At 64.2% G+C, this 16,623-nt stretch carries 11 protein-coding genes and 2 pseudogenes; 5 read left to right on the top strand and 8 right to left on the bottom strand.

All coding sequences use genetic code 11. From position 1 onward, the window contains the following. A pseudogene (locus ACIDOCELLA78_RS000000110795) lies at window positions 1–655 on the bottom strand (glutamine synthetase); the annotation flags it as partial. Between the two features lie 203 nt (window positions 656–858). Here ACIDOCELLA78_RS000000110795 and ACIDOCELLA78_RS000000110790 point away from each other — a divergent pair. The 4 genes from ACIDOCELLA78_RS000000110790 to ACIDOCELLA78_RS000000110775 all read left to right on the top strand — a co-directional run bounded on the left by ACIDOCELLA78_RS000000110790 (window position 859) and on the right by ACIDOCELLA78_RS000000110775 (window position 4,942). Further along, a complete protein-coding gene (locus ACIDOCELLA78_RS000000110790; RefSeq protein ID WP_283770863.1) occupies window positions 859–1,302 on the top strand; it encodes an AraC family transcriptional regulator ligand-binding domain-containing protein in 444 nt (147 codons plus the stop codon). Continuing rightward, complete coding sequence (locus ACIDOCELLA78_RS000000110785) at window positions 1,209–1,580, top strand: AraC family transcriptional regulator ligand-binding domain-containing protein (protein WP_307850947.1); 372 nt, start codon at window positions 1,209–1,211, stop codon at window positions 1,578–1,580. The genes ACIDOCELLA78_RS000000110790 and ACIDOCELLA78_RS000000110785 overlap by 94 nt, the downstream gene beginning before the upstream one ends. A 454-nt stretch (window positions 1,581–2,034) precedes the next feature. Then, window positions 2,035–3,495: an amino acid permease gene (locus ACIDOCELLA78_RS000000110780; RefSeq protein ID WP_249676552.1), complete on the top strand. Its 1,461-nt coding sequence runs from the start codon at window positions 2,035–2,037 to the stop codon at window positions 3,493–3,495. Beyond that, window positions 3,476–4,942 (top strand): gamma-aminobutyraldehyde dehydrogenase, encoded by a 1,467-nt coding sequence (locus tag ACIDOCELLA78_RS000000110775; RefSeq protein ID WP_201729570.1) that lies wholly within the window; start codon window positions 3,476–3,478, stop codon window positions 4,940–4,942. The genes ACIDOCELLA78_RS000000110780 and ACIDOCELLA78_RS000000110775 overlap by 20 nt, the downstream gene beginning before the upstream one ends. 23 nt (window positions 4,943–4,965) lie before the next feature. Here the strand turns inward: ACIDOCELLA78_RS000000110775 and ACIDOCELLA78_RS000000110770 are convergent, their stop codons facing one another. Next, entirely contained in the window at window positions 4,966–6,366 is a 1,401-nt protein-coding gene (locus ACIDOCELLA78_RS000000110770; RefSeq protein ID WP_201729569.1) for an aldehyde dehydrogenase family protein, read from the bottom strand. Window positions 6,367–6,685: 319 nt separating this feature from the next. On the opposite strand from ACIDOCELLA78_RS000000110770, the gene ACIDOCELLA78_RS000000110765 reads away from it, so the two are divergent. Beyond that, entirely contained in the window at window positions 6,686–7,153 is a 468-nt protein-coding gene (locus tag ACIDOCELLA78_RS000000110765; RefSeq protein WP_201729568.1) for a GNAT family N-acetyltransferase, read from the top strand. A 51-nt stretch (window positions 7,154–7,204) separates the two neighbouring features. On the opposite strand, the gene ACIDOCELLA78_RS000000110760 is transcribed toward ACIDOCELLA78_RS000000110765, so the two are convergent. The 6 genes and pseudogenes from ACIDOCELLA78_RS000000110760 to ACIDOCELLA78_RS000000110735 all read right to left on the bottom strand — a co-directional run bounded on the left by ACIDOCELLA78_RS000000110760 (window position 7,205) and on the right by ACIDOCELLA78_RS000000110735 (window position 16,464). After that, the gene (locus ACIDOCELLA78_RS000000110760) at window positions 7,205–7,837 is read right to left on the bottom strand and encodes a hypothetical protein (RefSeq protein ID WP_201729567.1); all 633 of its coding nucleotides are present in this window, start codon (window positions 7,835–7,837) and stop codon (window positions 7,205–7,207) included. Window positions 7,838–8,021: 184 nt separating this feature from the next. After that, a complete protein-coding gene (locus tag ACIDOCELLA78_RS000000110755) occupies window positions 8,022–10,829 on the bottom strand; it encodes an amino acid adenylation domain-containing protein (RefSeq protein WP_201729566.1) in 2,808 nt (935 codons plus the stop codon). A gap of 484 nt (window positions 10,830–11,313) precedes the next feature. Then, window positions 11,314–12,465, bottom strand: a pseudogene (locus ACIDOCELLA78_RS000000110750) (IS3 family transposase); the annotation flags it as partial. Between the two features lie 115 nt (window positions 12,466–12,580). Continuing rightward, window positions 12,581–14,314 carry an IS1634 family transposase gene (locus tag ACIDOCELLA78_RS000000110745; protein ID WP_201727483.1) on the bottom strand — a complete coding sequence of 578 codons (1,734 nt, stop codon included), beginning with the start codon at window positions 14,312–14,314 and terminating at the stop codon, window positions 12,581–12,583. Between the two features lie 127 nt (window positions 14,315–14,441). After that, window positions 14,442–14,579, bottom strand: coding sequence for a hypothetical protein (locus tag ACIDOCELLA78_RS000000110740; RefSeq protein ID WP_249676549.1), 138 nt, complete (start codon window positions 14,577–14,579; stop codon window positions 14,442–14,444). Between the two features lie 151 nt (window positions 14,580–14,730). Continuing rightward, window positions 14,731–16,464 (bottom strand): IS1634 family transposase, encoded by a 1,734-nt coding sequence (locus ACIDOCELLA78_RS000000110735; RefSeq protein ID WP_201727483.1) that lies wholly within the window; start codon window positions 16,462–16,464, stop codon window positions 14,731–14,733. Between the last annotated feature and the right edge of the window lie 159 nt (window positions 16,465–16,623).

Here is a 16,623-nt window from a genome sequence, read left to right as displayed (position 1 = left end):
TTGCACTCGCCCTTGGAGTTCTCGACGCGGATGCCGACGCCTCGAGCGCGTTGCGGATGGCGCGGATGACCTTTTCCACCTTGGCGGTGCCGAGGATGGAATAATCGACATTGTAGAGATTGGCCGGATCGAGATCGCGATAGCCGCGCCGCATGCACTCTTCATAGGTGTTGCGGAAGAGCATGAATTCCAGCTCGGTCGCGGCGAGCGCGGTCAGGCCCGTGGCGGCGAGACGGTCGAGCTGGCGGCGCAGGATGCTGCGCGGGGCGACCGGCGCCAGGGTGCCGTCATGCAGCGCGATGTCGCAGAGCACGATCGCGGCGCCCTCCTGCCAGGCGGCGCGGCGCAGGGTCGCGAGATCGGGGCGGAAGACGAAATCGCCATAGCCGCGGTCCCAGGAGGCGAAATCATAGCCGGAGACCGGCGTCATCTCGACATCGACGGCGAGCAGATAGTTGCAGCCCTCCGAGGCGTCGGTCAGGACGTTGTCGAGGAAGAAGCGGGGCATCACCCGCTTGCCCTGCAACCGCCCCTGCATGTCGGGCGCCGCCATCACGATCGTGTCGATCGCTCCGGCATCGACCGCCGCGCGCAGTTCGTCGAGCGTCATGCCGCCGGACGCGGTGATGTTCTGTGCAGACAGATCGTTGTTCATGATCGCACCTCCCGGCGGACTATTGCATGAGCCCAGTGTGACGATCTTGACATTCGGCGACAAGCGGCGATCGCGCGGGTTTGTGTTCAGATGTCAAAGCGGCACGGGCGGAATTTGCCACAGTCGGCAGACTGCCGAATTTCGTTGCGCAACGGCCGCGCCGCCCGGCATTCTGGCGCGGCACCGACGGATTGAAGGGGATCATGGGTCTGCCTGCCGCCGCGTCCGGATCGACATCCTGCCATGTGCTCGCCGCCGCGGCGTCCGGGGTGACTTCGTTCATCCGTGGCGCGGGGGCCGACCCGGACCTGGTGCTCGGCGAGGCGGGATTCGATCCGCGCGACCTTGAGGACCCCTGCGCCACCGTGCCGCTGGCGCGCTATGTCGCGATGATGGAACGGGCGGCGGCGCGCAGCGGCGATACGCATTTCGGCCTGCGCTTCGGCCAGCATTCCAGCCGAGGCGCTCGGGCTGATCGGCCACTCGCGCTGGGCGGCCGGATGTCGGCACCGGCTGGCGGCTTTCGCCCGCCACTTCATCGAGCACCAGCAGAATACCGAAACCCGCCTGCGCGGAGGGGCGATCGCTGCGGCTGGAATACGTCGTCGATCCGCGGATCTGGTCGCGACGGCAGGATGCCGAGCTGACGATGGGGATGTTCGCCAACCTGCTGCGGCGCGCGCTCGGCGGCGCGCTGGAGATCGAGGAGGTCTGGTTCGAGCACCCGGCGCCGGAACAGGCGCAGGCGCATGCGGCGGCGTTCGGCGCGCCGGTGTTCTTCGCCGCCCGGCGAACGCGATCAGCTTCCGCGCGGCGGGGCTGGACCGGCCGATGCCGGCGCGCGACCCGGCGCGCTTCGCCGCCCTGGCGAGGAGCTGCGCCGGATCGGCGGCGGCGGCGCCGCGCGACCTGCTCGGCGCGGTGACGAGCGAGATCCGCAGGAAGCTGCCCGAGGGCCCGGCGGATCGACCGCGTGGCCGCAAGCCTCGGCCTGCCGCGCTGGACGCTGCAGCGCCGGCTCGCCGAGTACGGCCTCACCTATTCCGGGTGCATCGACCAGGTCGGGCGCGGCTCGCGCTGATGTATCTCGCCGAGCCGCATCTCTCGATCGCCGCGGTCGCCGAACTGCTCGGCTATTCCGAGGTGAGCGCCTTCTCGCGGCCTGCCGCCGGCTGCATGGCGCCTCGCCCGAGGCGGTGCGCCGCAAGCTCGGCGCGCGAACGATGCCTGACAGCACGACCGGGCGGGAAAGCCCGGCGCACACGGCCTGACGGTCAACATGGGAGACGGAGATGTCGAACGACCAGGATGAGGCCGGATCCTCGCGAGGATACCGCAACGCTGCACAAGATGGGCTATGCGCAGGAACTGTCCGGCGCATGCACGGATTTTCCAACTTCGCAATCGCCTTCTCGATCATCTGCATCCTGGCGGGCGGAATCACCTCGTTCCAGGCGGCGTTCTCCGCCGCCGGGCCGGGGGGCGTGTTCGTCGGCTGGATCGTGGGGTCGATCTTTTCGATGGTGATCGCGCTGTCGATGGCGCAGATCGCCTCCGCCTACCCGACGGCCGGCGCGCTGTATCACTGGTCGTCGCTGCTCGGCGGGCGGGGCTGGGGCTGGGCGACCGCCTTCGTCAACCTGCTCGGGCTGATCTTCGTCGTCGCCTCGGTGAATGTCGGCGCCTACGACCTGTTCACCAGCCTGATCCTCGGCAACATGTTCCATATCGACACGTCGCACTGGGGGTTCTGGCAGCAGACCATCGCCGTCGTCCTGATCACCGCGAGCCAGGGCGCGTTCAACCACATGGGCATTCGCACCACCACGCGGCTGACCGATTTCTCCGGCTACCTGATCTTCTTCATCGCCATCGTGCTGACCATCGCGATGCTGGTGGGCGCGCAGCATTACGATGTCTCGCGGCTGTTCACCTTCATCAACTATTCCGGCAAGGCCGGCGGCGGGGTGGTGCCGCATAGCGGCAACCTGTTCTACCTCTTCATGCTCGGGCTGCTGCTGCCGCTCTACACCATCACCGGGTTCGACGGCGCGGCCCACACATCGGAAGAGACGGTGAACGCACGGCGCACCGTGCCGCGCGGGATCATCAATTCGGTGTTCTGGTCGTTCGCCTTCGGCCTGGTGATGGAGGCCGCGATCCTGCTGGCGATGCCGGATCTCGGCAAGGCGGCGGCGCAGGGCGGCAACGTGTTCTTCAACCTGCTCGCCGGGCTGCCGGTGATCCTGCCGGTGAAATACCTGCTCTATGTCGGCATCGTCGTCGCCAACTATCTCTGCGCGCTGGCGGGGGTGACCTCGACCTCGCGGATGATCTTCGCCTTCGCGCGCGATGGCGGGCTGCCCGGCCACGCGATCTGGCGGCGGGTGAGCCCGACGCACCGCACGCCGGTCGGCGCGATCTGGCTGACCGCGGTGCTCTCGGTCGCGGCGACGCTGTATTCGCCGGCCTTCGCGGCGCTGGCGGCGGGCTGCGCGATGTTCCTCTATATCTCCTACGCCATGCCGGTCGCGGCCGGGCTGTTCGCCGAGGGCAAGACCTGGACCGAGTTCGGCCCGTTCCGCCTCGGCGCGCTCTCGAAGCCGCTCGCGGTCGTCTCGATCATCGGCGTGTTCGTGCTGATCTATATCGGCATCCAGCCGCCCAACGATATCCTGATCACCTATGGTCTCGGCCTGATCGTGCTGATGCTGGTGCTCTGGTTCGGCGTGGCGCGGGTGCGCTTCCCCGGCCCGCCGATCAGCCGCGAGGCGATCGCGAGCCGGGCGGCAGAAATCGCGGCCGAGGAACGCGCGGTCCATGAAGGGGCGGGAGGCTGAGATGGCACCGACCGCAACCCTGCCGACGCATCTGCTGATCGGCGGCGCGTTCGAGGCGGGCGCGGGCGCGCCGGTGCCGGTGGTCAACCCCCGGACGGGTGCGGTGATCGCCGAGATCGCCGAGGCCGATGCCGGCCAGGTGGCCCGCGCGGTGGAAGCCGCCGGGCGCGCCTTTCCCGCCTATGCGGCGCTGCCGCCGGGCGAGCGCGCGGCGCTGCTGCTGCGCCTCGCCGATGCGATCGAGGCGGAGGCGGAGGATTTCGCCGCGCTGGAGGCGCTGAACTGCGGCAAGCCGCGCCCGGCCGTGCTGCGCGACGAGATGCCCGCCATCGTCGACTGTTTCCGCTTCTTCGCCGGCGCCGCCCGCTGCCTGTCCGGCAGTGCGGCGGGGGAGTATCTGGCCGGTCACACCTCGATGATCCGGCGCGATCCGGTCGGCCCGGTCGCGCAGATCGCGCCGTGGAACTATCCGCTGATGATGGCGGCGTGGAAGATCGCCCCCGCTCTCGCCGCCGGCAACACGGTCGTGCTCAAGCCCTCGGAACTGACGCCGCTGACCGCGCTGAAGCTCGCAAGGCTCGCCGCCGGCATTCTGCCAGAGGGCGTGCTCAACGTGATTTCGGGGCGCGGGCCGAGCACCGGCCAGGCGCTGATCGACACGCCGGGGGTGGCGATGATCTCGCTCACCGGCTCGATCGGCACCGGCGAGCGGGTGATCCAGGCGGCCTCGACCTCGATCAAGCGCACCCATCTCGAACTCGGCGGCAAGGCGCCGGTGATCATCTTCGACGACGCCGATATCGACGCCGCCGTCGCCGCGGTGCGGGACTTCGGATACTACAATTCCGGACAGGACTGCACGGCGGCCTGCCGGGTCTATGCCGGAGCCAAGGTCTATGACCGGTTCGTGGCCGATCTCGCTTCGGCGGTGGCGAAGCTCCGTTACGACCGGGCGGATGATTCCGAGAACGATATCGGCCCGGTGATCTCGGCGCGCCAGCGTGAGCGGGTGGGCGGCTTCGTCGCCCGCGCGGCGGCGCTGCCGCATGTCGAGGTCGTCGCCGGCGGGCGCGATGCGGCGGGGGCGGGGTTCTATTACGAACCCACCGTGATTGCCGGTGCGGCGCAGGACGACGAGATCGTGCGCCGCGAAGTGTTCGGCCCCGTCGTGTCCGTCACGCGCTTCACCGATCCCGAGCAGGCGATCGTCTGGGCAAACGACTCCGATTACGGCCTCGCCTCATCGGTCTGGACGCGCGATGTCGGGCGGGCGATGCGCCTGGCCGCCGGGCTGCGCTATGGCGCGACCTGGGTGAATTGCCACTTCATGCTCGCCAACGAAATGCCGCATGGCGGGCTGAAGCGGTCGGGCTACGGCAAGGATCTCTCCGCCTACGCGCTGGAGGATTATACCGTGGTCCGCCACGTCATGGTCCGGCTGGACTGATCCTGCCCGGGCCGGACGATGCGTCAGGGCACGGCTTTCAGGTGGAAGGATTTCGGCCGGGTGAGATGCTCGAAGCCGATCCGCGAGAGGGTGCAGCCGCGGCCGGAATCCTTCACCCCGACCCAGGCCAGCGCCGGGTCGAGATAGTCGCAGCGGTTCATGAACACGGTGCCGGTCTCGATCTCGCCGCCGATGCGCGCCGCGGCCTCCATGTCCCGTGTCCAGACCGAGGCGGTGAGGCCATAGGGGCTGTCGTTCATCAGGCCGATCGCCTCCTCGTCCGAGCCGACCTTCATGATGCCGACGACCGGGCCGAAGCTCTCGCTGCGCATCACGTCCATCCGGTGATCGACATCCACCAGCACCTGGGGCGCGAGATAGGGCGTGCCGGGCCGGCTTGCGGGGAACCGCACCTCGTCGATCAGCGCGGTGGCACCGGCGGCGATTGCGTCTGCGATCTGCCCGCGTACGAAATCGGCCCCGGCGGCGTTGACCATCGGGCCCAGCGTGGTCGCCGGGTCGAGCGAATGGCCGAGCCGGTAGGCGTTGGTGGTCTCGACGAAGCGGGCGATGAAATCGTCATATATCGCGGCATCGACATAGATCCGCTCGATCCCGCAGCAGGACTGGCCGGAATTGAAGAACGCGCCGTCGACCAGGTTGTCGGCGGCGTGGACGATATCGGCATCGCGCCGGACATAGGCGGGGTCCTTGCCGCCGAGTTCGAGGCCGATGCCGGCGAAGCGCTCGGCGGCGGCGCGGACGACGCGATGGCCGGTGGCCACCGAGCCGGTGAAGGCGATGAAATCGACGCGCGGATCGCGGATCACCGCCTCGGCGTCGGCATTGGCGAGGTGGAGCACCTGGAAGACATGCTCCGGCAGGCCGGCGGCGGCGAAGGATTCGGCGAAACGCTCGGCGCAGAGCAGCGTCTGCGAGGCCTGTTTCAGCACCACCGCGTTGCCGGCAAGCAGCGCGGGAACGACGCTGTTGACGGTGATCAGACAGGGATAGTTCCAGGCGCCGATGACGAAGACGACGCCGAGCGGCTCGCGGGTGATGAACCGCTCGAAGCCGGCGACCGGCGTGGGCCGGACCGGTGCGAGCGACTCGCCGGCGAGCGCGATCATCATCCGCGCGCGTTCGGCGACGCCGCGGATCTCCCCCGGCGTCTGGCTCACCGGCCGGCCCATCTGCGCGCTGATCTCGGCGGCGATCGCAGCACCATTGGCGGTGAAATGCGCAACGAAGCGCTCGCAGATCGCCATCCGTTCGGCGAGACCGACGCGCCGCCAGGCCTTTTGCGCGGCGGCGGCCCGCTCCAGCGTCCGCTCGATCTCGGCCGGCGCGACAAGGGCGCGGGCGGCGACCTCGGTGCCGTCGGCGGGGGACAGGATGCGGTGAATCCGGGGATGCTCGGCCACGGCGGGACCTCCAGTCTGCGTCCGTTCAGTCTGCCATGCCGCCTCGCGGCCCGGCAATGACATCAGAGCGCAGAATGGGGGGCGCCGGCTTCGCGCGCCATCGCCGGCGCGGCTCGTCATGGGTCAAGCGACGGTTCTCGCGTCACCCTCCCGGACATGCCTGGAACTGGCTTGTCCCGATCGCCGAGCCATACGCCGGGTCCTTGCGGCGGGCCGCGTTTTCATCATGGTTGTCTCCGGTCATGGCCCGATCTTTGTTGCGCCGGCCAAAAACAGCTACCGTTGAGGGACGTAAATGCGAAATGCGACGGAGACCACCATGAGCAGCCATGACATTTCCGTACTCCGCGAAGGCCGCGAATCAGAGCTGGCCGCACAGTGGATCTATCAGGAATGGGCACGATACGAGTCGGATGCAACATGGGCGCAGAATCAGAACGACATCGCCCGCTCGCTGGATGCCTCGGTCACCATTCCCAAATTCTTCGGTGCCCGCGCGAACGGCGAATTGGTGGGCATCGCCAGCATCGTGCCACACGACCTGCCCACGCGGCCGGCCCTCGGCCCCTGGCTGGCGAATGTGCTTGTTCTGCCGTCGTGGCGCCGCCGCGGCATTGGCGGCGCGCTCGTCCAACATGTGATGGACTATGCGGGCGCGCTGGAGATGCCGTTCTACCTGTACACTGCCGACCAGGCGGCGCTTTACGAGAGACTGGGCTGGCAGACCATCGAGCAGGACAGCTATGTCGGCAAGCCGATTACCCTCATGCGCTATCCGCCGGCGTAGAGCACGTTCCAATCCATTCGGATCGGATGCTGTGCTCGATCATGTTGAAAATCAGAGCATCTTGATGCGATCGGACGGCGCTTTCCGACCGGATGATGCGCTGGCCGCCGCGGCCGCGTCGCGCTGCTCGACAAGCCAGGCCTGCTGGCCCACCTGTTTGCGCATTCCATCGTCGAGCAGATCGAGCAATTGGCGTGAATAGCGGTAGCCCTCGCAGTCCACGGCCAGGAACCCGCGCATTGTGGGGCTGCGATTATAAAGCCCCTGCATGTACACCACCCACACCTGATACGTCTCCGCGTCGATCGCATCGCGGTGCAGGATGATGTTTTCCATGTGGTCGCAGATCAGTTCGTTCACGGCCAGGACCTTGCTGCGCAGGGGTTCCTCGGAAGGAAGAGGCAAGCCGTCGTAGAAATAGGGCCGGCACTCGGGGTGGCTGATGAATGTTTGCAGGATGTTCCCGCCGACATTGTAGATTTGCCAGCTTGTCTGCGTCTCCAGCGCTTCGCGATCGCCCCTCAACTGGTTGCGGATCAGCAGGAAGCCGAGCGCCGATATTGCGGGTGCGGCCCAGGTGCCGAGCATGGTCCATTCGTCGACAGTAAGCATGCACGCAGCCGCCCCCTTCGCGGCGAGAAGCCAACCTGGCGGGTGGCCCGTCGAGATGAAAAAAGCCGGCATGTCCCGGCGATGCGATTTTGCAACGTTCTTAAATCGGGGCCAAGAGGCAGGATATGGCCATGACGGGCAAACAACTGCGCCGCCCGCTGCCGAGCGCTCGCTCGCGGGCGGCGGCGGCCCGCTTTGGAGTGGCGCCTCCCTCCACGGGTGTTACGCGCCGTCGCGGCGCACTGAGAAATCCGGGTTAGTTTCCGCCAAAGGGATCTGGTTCGATACCGAACTCTGGCCTTGTTTGTCTGGCTCGGCGGAAGAGCCCTTTCAGCGAACGCCGCTCCCACATCCTATGCATTCCAACGCCGCCAAGTAGCGCTAGACTCCACTTCGCGGTTGCCGAGGCGTGAAATAGCTTGCCCACAAAGAAGCCCACATACACATGACCGAGATAGATGAAGAGTGACGCGCCGGACAGCGCGAGAACCACTCCCGAGGCGGCTTTAGGCAGCTTGATTCGTGGAACGTACAGGATCAGCAATACTGCGAGAAAAAGCGGGATCGCATTCAGCCAGCCATAGGTCGGACCGTCCAGCAGGGCGAAGATGAAAGCCGTGATCGTGGCGCTGAATTTTTGCCCTTGGCTGCCGGCGTTGGCCACGAGAATGCCGAGAGCGAAAGTCGCGAAATTTCCGATCGGCGAGATCTGCGCGAGCGACAATTCTGGCGCCCCCTGGGTAAGAAAGCCGGGCTGTATAAGCACGGGCAATCCGAATTTAGCCACCATGCCAACGCCTAGAAGCGCAAGCGTGAAGGGCCGCAGGGATCGAGCGGTCTTCCAGCGGGCGGGGGCGAACTGGAGGGCGAGGTAGATGATGAACAGGTTCTGGATCAGCGCGTGAACGTACCAGAACAGAATAACATGCCTGAAAACAGGAACGTGGCGGGCAATCAGCGCGGGATAATTTACGAGGTCGGTGCCGAGCATGAAAAGACTCGGCGGCGGAGGGTGGCCTTGCCAGAAGCTGGCGATCGTCGCGAGGAGGGTGAAGCCGATGGTCGGTAGCAGAATGTTCTTGATCGATGTCAGGATACGGTGTGCCGCTCCTCCCGAAAAAATCTCCCGCAACTGCATCCGTCCGAAAAGATAGCCCGAAACCAGAAACAAGGCGCCAGTTTCCCCATCTCCCAGCTTCGTCAGTCTGAAATGATATGCGACGACGAGTGCGATCGCCACGGCGCGAATGGCCATGAAACTATCCACCGAAGTCCACCAGCGCGAGGTTGTCTTCCCTTTTGCCGAGAGTTCCGCAATGCTCCTTTCCTGCCAGTCGACGGGAAGTTCGCCAACGACCTCTTCCGCAGCCAGAAACGCCTCGACATAAGAGAGGCTGTCTCCACCAAGTTCGGCGAAGGTCGATGAGGCTCTGACCTCCTCACCGGCGAATATCTCCTGCCAGCGACGACGAAGCGCTTCCGCCTGTGCGGACGTTGCGGGATGTCGCGCTTCCGCCTCAGCAAAACCGGCGCTTCGCGCGTGCTCGATCAGGGCTGAGCGATCAAACTTACCGTTCGGGAGCGTGGGCAGCCTGCCCTCGAACAGCCAGATCTTGCGCGGCATCATGTAGGTTGGAAGCGTCAGCGCGAGGCGTGCGGTGATCGCGGCCTGATCCAGCCGAATCGCACCGTCATGCGCGACAAACGCCTCGATGCTGGCACGGTCCCCGTCCCGCAGCGGCAGAGCTACCGCCATCGCGACTCCAGGACAGGCTTGCAGCGCGCTGGTGACTTCCGAAAGCTCTACCCTGAAGCCGCGTATCTTGATCTGATCGTCGCCACGGCCCATCATCAATACGTTGCCATCCTTAAGGTAGCGCCCCTGATCGCCGGTGTAATACACGGCTTCGCCGGTCGCGGCGTCGACCCCACGGTCTTGCGGTTCGATCAGCACGCCATCGCGGACGTAGCCAAGGCTGAGAAACCGTGACTGGATGGCGATTTCTCCTGGTTCCCGGTCGAAACGCGGCTGTCGATCCGGCCCGATGATAAGAACCTTGAACCCCTCAACTCCTCCACCGATCGGCACACTCGTCCACCCCTCGTCGCGGCGGAACCGGTAGAAGCTGACGGCCTGGGGGGTCTCGCTAGATCCATAGAAGTTCACGTGTTCCGCATTCGGGGCGAACCGTGAGACAGCCGCGAGCAGTCTTGGCGATAGCTGGTCCCCGCCCCAGAACATCCTGCGCAGTGCGGGAAGGGTGACGGCATCCGCCCCGCTGGCCAGCAGCAATTGTCCCGTCGGCGGTGTAAGATGCGCCACGGTCACCTGGTTTTTCTCTAACCACGACCGCAGCCGGCCGGGTTCGGTGATTTCGCATTGGCGCGGGATGGCGAGGGTTGCGCCGATTGAAAGCGGGGTGAAAATGTCACGCAGCACGGGGTCGTGGGAGAGTCCCGAAAGCATGGAAAACTTGTCGTCCGCGACAAGCCCGAACTGCTCGGTGTGCCAGCCAATGAAATGCACGAGAGCGGCGTGATTGCACGCGATGCCCTTGGGTGTTCCCGTGCTCCCCGACGTAAAGAGCATGTAGGCAAGATCGGTATCCGGGCTGATCGCTGGCTGCTCACTGGCCTCGTACGGGCGATCAATGTCAGTCACCTCTGTTAGCATTTCGAACATCTTCACGGATGTCTCATGCGCAAGGTCATTGGCGAGCGCCCTGACCCCATCTCCCCCGGCCGGAATGATCATCTGCGGACGGCACGTTGAAATGAAGGTTTCCAGCCTCTTCGCCGGATAGCTCCAATCCATGATCACGAACACCGCCCCGGCTCGCAATGCGCCCAATACCGTCCAGATCAGTTCGGCCCGCCGTTCGGCAAGAATGGCGACGCGATTTCCTCTGGCGATACCTTGGCGCAAAAGCGCCTCCGCCATTTCTCGCGATTTCTGCTCCAGTTCGGCATAGGTCCAGGCGGCATCATCACAAGTTACTGCAATACGCTTCGGAAAAAGAGCTACCGTTCGCATGAATGCGTCGTGAATCAGTTGATTCTTCATGGATTTTATTTCCAAGCCGATCCTGGTTATGACGGTAAAACAAATTAATATTTTACTATTTTGATTATTATTGAAAATACATCGAATTTATATCAATAGAAAAACATTACGTATTCTTTCAATCGTTTCGATATCTTGCAAACTCATCACCGCTTCATCGTTTGCCCGCCTCGTGCGAACGGCGCATCGAATTAAAGGGAGTTAATATTAAATTTAGTTCGCGTGTTCAATAAAATAGATAATCTCTTGTAGGTTGTAAATTAATTGACGATATCATACTTGACGTACCCACTCCGGCTAATAAGCTAGAAGTCACAAGGGGTTATGGGTCATGAACGGGATTCTGTCCGCCGCGCATTTCCACGATGAAGAAGCGGCCTACGCTTGCGTCGAGAAGCGCATATCGTCCGTCGTCAGAACATTTGGCGCAGATTGCGGCGTAGATTAGCGGAGAGGGGGCCTCGTCTGGGGGTTGATGCGAGGTGGCAAGCTTGCGGTGTTGCAAGCGCCGATGTTCGATGGTCTTCCGTTTAATCCTTTCGCGCTGCTTGATGATGGCCGGGGCCCTGCCGAAGTAGGCGTCTGCGGGCGTCACGTTATTCAGGCTTTCGTGATAGCGCCGGTGGTTGTAGTTTTCGACGAAGGCCTTGATCTGGGCCTCGAGGTCACCGGGCAGGAAGTAGTTTTCCAAGAGGATGCGGTTTTTCAGGGTCTGGTGCCAGCGCTCGATCTTGCCCTGGGGCTGGGGGTGCATCGGGGCGCCTCGGACGTGTCTCATCTTGTTGGTCTCGATGTATTCGGCCAGTTCGCCCGCGATGTAGCTTGGGCCGTTGTCGCTGAGCAGCCGGGGTTTGTGCAGCACGGTGGCGCTGTCGCAACCGGACGCCGCAAGCGCGAGGTCCAGCGTGTCGGTGACATCTTCGGCGCGCATGTTGGTGCACAGCTTCCAGGCGATGATATAGCGCGAGAAGTCGTCCAGCACGGTCGACAGATACATCCAGCCCCAGCCGATGATCTTGAAGTAGGTGAAATCGGTCTGCCACATCTCGTTCGGCCGGGTGGTCTTTGTGTGGAATGCGTCGGCGGCCTTGATCACGACATAGGCCGGGCTGGTGATCAGGTCATGCGCCCTGAGCAGGCGGTAGACCGTGGCTTCCGACACAAAGTATTGGCGTTCATCGGTAAATCGCACGGTGTAGCGCTTGCTCGACGATCCGGATGATTTCGAGTTTCTCCGATGCGGGATACCTCATGCGTCGTCGTCCCCATCCGCGATCATGCTTTTTTTGAGCAGGCGGTTTTCGAGCGTCAGATCGGCAACGCATTCCTTCAGGGCACGGGCTTCGCGGCGCAGGTCCTGCACCTCGCCGGTGGTCGCGGCACGGGCGGTGTCGTCAGCCAGGCGGCGCTTGCCGGCTTCCATAAATTCCTTCGACCAGGTGTAATACAGGCTCTGCGCGATGCCTTCCTTGCGGCATAGCGCGGCGATGCTGTCCTCGCCGCGCAGGCCATCAAGCACGATGCGGATCTTGTCCTCAGCCGAAAAATGCCGCCGGGTCTGCCGCCGGATGTCCTTCACCACCGCTTCCGCAGGGGACTTGGCTGGCGATCTTTTCAAGGAGGGTTGGGGCTTCATCTTCGTTCCTTCGTCACGGCGACGAAGCCCCAACCCTCCTTAAACTGAAGTTTTCACTGATTCGAAAGCAAATTCCCTGTATTTATCGGTGAACTTCGAGATCTGATTTTGCCGCTTACTGGACACGCATGGGGTCGATCCCGATCAGGGCGAAGGCGGTGGTTTGCAGCGACGTGGGGTTTGCCAGAGCGGTGAAGGTGGCGTTCGGCGCCTTGGGTAGGGAGGCGGTGTTGAGGGTCTGTGTGGCGAGATGCGCCATCAGGTCGGTGAAGCTCGAAATCGGCAGGTTCTGGTCGTTGCGGCGTCGCCCGCGCTTGCGATCGGCGGCCGGGGATATCGATGCGGGGGCAACCGGCGATGAGCGTTCAGTTTCCGCGCCTGGCCGGTCGTGATCCTGGAACAGCAGGGGCTTGAGGGCGTCGCGCAGATGCCATTCGACGTAATAGGCCATCATGCAGAGGAAGACGTGGGCACGCACCCGCGGCGAGAGCCAGTGATGCACCGGGCGGATCGCGAGATCGACCGATTTGAGGGACCGGAACGCCCGTTCCACCCGTGAGAGATCCTTGTAGGCTGACACGGCTTCGGTCTCGCTCATGACGTCCGCGCTCACACTGGTGCGGATGACATAGATGCCGTCGAGGGCCGCCTCGCGCGCGATGCTGGCGGCGTTGCGCTGGAAATCGAAGCGGCTGGCGGTGATGGTGAGATCGAAATGCTTGGCCATCTTGCGCTGGTTGATCACCGCCCCCACCGCCAGCCCGATCGCGGCCTCGCCATGAAGAGGAGCGCGTTTGCGCCGTGTCGCATCCCGGATCCGCGCCAGTTCCGTCTCGGTGGCCACGAGCAGCGCCTCGCGCTTGCGCCGTCGTTCGGTCGCCAGGGCGGCGTTGCGACAGGCGATCAGCCGCTCGCCCGGATAATCGGGCGACGTGATCGCGGCGATATCGCGCTCGTCGAACAGCGACATCTGCAGCGGTCCCTCGGCAAGATCCTGGATCTGCCCCGCGCGCAGGCAGCTGATCCAGTCCAGCCCCGCCGGCTTGATCGTCTCGCGGATCCGCGCCGTGGTGATCATTCCGCGATCACCCACCAGGACGACGCGCTCGAGATGGAACCGGCGCTTGAGTTTCTCCACCTGGGCGGCGATCGTCGCCGGATCGGCGGTGTTGCCTTCGAACACTTCCACTGCGATCGGCCGCCCCTCGCGATCGCACAGCAGACCATAGACGATCTGCGGCCGATCGGGCCGGTGATCCCGGCTGTATCCGTGGTGTGCCAGTTCGCAATGCCGGCCTTCGAGGTAGGATGAACTGACGTCGTAGAGCACCAGCGTGCCGTCGCGCAGATGGCGCCTTGCAAACTCCCGTTCGATCCGCCCCTGCTGCGTGCCCAGCCAGTCCAGCGCCGCATAGATCTCGCGCTCTTCAATGACACCGAGATCAAGCATCTGCCCGAGGCTCGATGTTGCGGTCTCCGGGTTCAGGCCGCGCAGGGTCGAGAGCTTCGATCCCGGCGCGATCACCCGGCCGGCGATCAGCGCCAGGGCGAGACTGCGCTCGCGCGACGCCCTCCGGCCCAGCAGGCGGGGTATCCCGAGCTTGCGCATCATCCCGAGTGCCGCCGCCACATGACCATGCGGCAGCGAACGCCGGATCTCCAGCGCCTGATCGGCACCACCAACCACCGCGCCACCCGCGAGCAGCGCTCGTAGGCCATCGATCAACGCGGGCGGCATCTGGCTCAGATTGGCGATGGTACGCTTGTGAACCTTCCGCCCCTCGCGGAAACTCTCCCGCAACAGCACGGCCGGCGCCGATCGGCCATTCGGAACCACATCGATGAACATAACCCGAGCGAATCACAGATCGAGTCGCACCGCAAGCCCCATTTATGGACACAAAACGCTCGCAAGAAATCAGCGCTACGCGAGGCTATCCGCCACGTTCAGGTCATTCCCAAGTAAAAACTTCAGCTTAAATCACAACCTCAAATCTGTGCCATTGGTGCTGACGCGGGACAGCCAGCAGGAACAAGCCATTGGAATCGAACATCTTGTAAGGCTTGTCCCGCGCCTGTGCCTGCGCCTTGCGGATGGCGATGTCAGTGAGCATACCCCTGCCTCCTGTCCCATACCCCGCATCCGACCCCAGGGCGCCCCGAGATTGAGGGGTATCTCGTGAGACGGATTAGGCTGAAGTTTTCACTGATTCGAAAGCAAATTCCCTGTATTTATCGGTGAACTTCGAGATCTGATTTTGCCGCTTACTGGACACGCATGGGGTCGATCCCGATCAGGGCGAAGGCGGTGGTTTGCAGCGACGTGGGGTTTGCCAGAGCGGTGAAGGTGGCGTTCGGCGCCTTGGGTAGGGAGGCGGTGTTGAGGGTCTGTGTGGCGAGATGCGCCATCAGGTCGGTGAAGCTCGAAATCGGCAGGTTCTGGTCGTTGCGGCGTCGCCCGCGCTTGCGATCGGCGGCCGGGGATATCGATGCGGGGGCAACCGGCGATGAGCGTTCAGTTTCCGCGCCTGGCCGGTCGTGATCCTGGAACAGCAGGGGCTTGAGGGCGTCGCGCAGATGCCATTCGACGTAATAGGCCATCATGCAGAGGAAGACGTGGGCACGCACCCGCGGCGAGAGCCAGTGATGCACCGGGCGGATCGCGAGATCGACCGATTTGAGGGACCGGAACGCCCGTTCCACCCGTGAGAGATCCTTGTAGGCTGACACGGCTTCGGTCTCGCTCATGACGTCCGCGCTCACACTGGTGCGGATGACATAGATGCCGTCGAGGGCCGCCTCGCGCGCGATGCTGGCGGCGTTGCGCTGGAAATCGAAGCGGCTGGCGGTGATGGTGAGATCGAAATGCTTGGCCATCTTGCGCTGGTTGATCACCGCCCCCACCGCCAGCCCGATCGCGGCCTCGCCATGAAGAGGAGCGCGTTTGCGCCGTGTCGCATCCCGGATCCGCGCCAGTTCCGTCTCGGTGGCCACGAGCAGCGCCTCGCGCTTGCGCCGTCGTTCGGTCGCCAGGGCGGCGTTGCGACAGGCGATCAGCCGCTCGCCCGGATAATCGGGCGACGTGATCGCGGCGATATCGCGCTCGTCGAACAGCGACATCTGCAGCGGTCCCTCGGCAAGATCCTGGATCTGCCCCGCGCGCAGGCAGCTGATCCAGTCCAGCCCCGCCGGCTTGATCGTCTCGCGGATCCGCGCCGTGGTGATCATTCCGCGATCACCCACCAGGACGACGCGCTCGAGATGGAACCGGCGCTTGAGTTTCTCCACCTGGGCGGCGATCGTCGCCGGATCGGCGGTGTTGCCTTCGAACACTTCCACTGCGATCGGCCGCCCCTCGCGATCGCACAGCAGACCATAGACGATCTGCGGCCGATCGGGCCGGTGATCCCGGCTGTATCCGTGGTGTGCCAGTTCGCAATGCCGGCCTTCGAGGTAGGATGAACTGACGTCGTAGAGCACCAGCGTGCCGTCGCGCAGATGGCGCCTTGCAAACTCCCGTTCGATCCGCCCCTGCTGCGTGCCCAGCCAGTCCAGCGCCGCATAGATCTCGCGCTCTTCAATGACACCGAGATCAAGCATCTGCCCGAGGCTCGATGTTGCGGTCTCCGGGTTCAGGCCGCGCAGGGTCGAGAGCTTCGATCCCGGCGCGATCACCCGGCCGGCGATCAGCGCCAGGGCGAGACTGCGCTCGCGCGACGCCCTCCGGCCCAGCAGGCGGGGTATCCCGAGCTTGCGCATCATCCCGAGTGCCGCCGCCACATGACCATGCGGCAGCGAACGCCGGATCTCCAGCGCCTGATCGGCACCACCAACCACCGCGCCACCCGCGAGCAGCGCTCGTAGGCCATCGATCAACGCGGGCGGCATCTGGCTCAGATTGGCGATGGTACGCTTGTGAACCTTCCGCCCCTCGCGGAAACTCTCCCGCAACAGCACGGCCGGCGCCGATCGGCCATTCGGAACCACATCGATGAACATAACCCGAGCGAATCACAGATCGAGTCGCACCGCAAGCCCCATTTATGGACACAAAACGCTCGCAAGAAATCAGCGCTACGCGAGGCTATCCGCCACGTTCAGGTCATTCCCAAGTAAAAACTTCAGATTAGGACACCGTCACGGAGGAAAGTGAAGAAA

The sequence above is a fragment of the Acidocella sp. C78 genome (assembly GCF_907164655.1).
The sequence above is the reverse complement of the archived record's forward strand: the minus strand, read 5'-3'. Positions and strand labels throughout refer to the sequence as shown.

Excerpts from the sequence above, each read along its gene's own strand:
- ACIDOCELLA78_RS000000110790 (WP_283770863.1), top strand. The coding sequence starts at position 859 with ATGGGTCTGCCTGCCGCCGCGTCCGGATCGACATCCTGCCATGTGCTC.
- ACIDOCELLA78_RS000000110780 (WP_249676552.1), top strand. The coding sequence starts at position 2,035 with ATGCACGGATTTTCCAACTTCGCAATCGCCTTCTCGATCATCTGCATC.
- ACIDOCELLA78_RS000000110775 (WP_201729570.1), top strand. The coding sequence starts at position 3,476 with ATGAAGGGGCGGGAGGCTGAGATGGCACCGACCGCAACCCTGCCGACG.
- ACIDOCELLA78_RS000000110765 (WP_201729568.1), top strand. The coding sequence starts at position 6,686 with ATGAGCAGCCATGACATTTCCGTACTCCGCGAAGGCCGCGAATCAGAG.
- ACIDOCELLA78_RS000000110760 (WP_201729567.1), bottom strand. The coding sequence starts at position 7,837 with ATGCCGGCTTTTTTCATCTCGACGGGCCACCCGCCAGGTTGGCTTCTC.
- ACIDOCELLA78_RS000000110755 (WP_201729566.1), bottom strand. The coding sequence starts at position 10,829 with ATGAAGAATCAACTGATTCACGACGCATTCATGCGAACGGTAGCTCTT.
- ACIDOCELLA78_RS000000110745 (WP_201727483.1), bottom strand. The coding sequence starts at position 14,314 with ATGTTCATCGATGTGGTTCCGAATGGCCGATCGGCGCCGGCCGTGCTG.
- ACIDOCELLA78_RS000000110740 (WP_249676549.1), bottom strand. The coding sequence starts at position 14,579 with ATGCTCACTGACATCGCCATCCGCAAGGCGCAGGCACAGGCGCGGGAC.
- ACIDOCELLA78_RS000000110735 (WP_201727483.1), bottom strand. The coding sequence starts at position 16,464 with ATGTTCATCGATGTGGTTCCGAATGGCCGATCGGCGCCGGCCGTGCTG.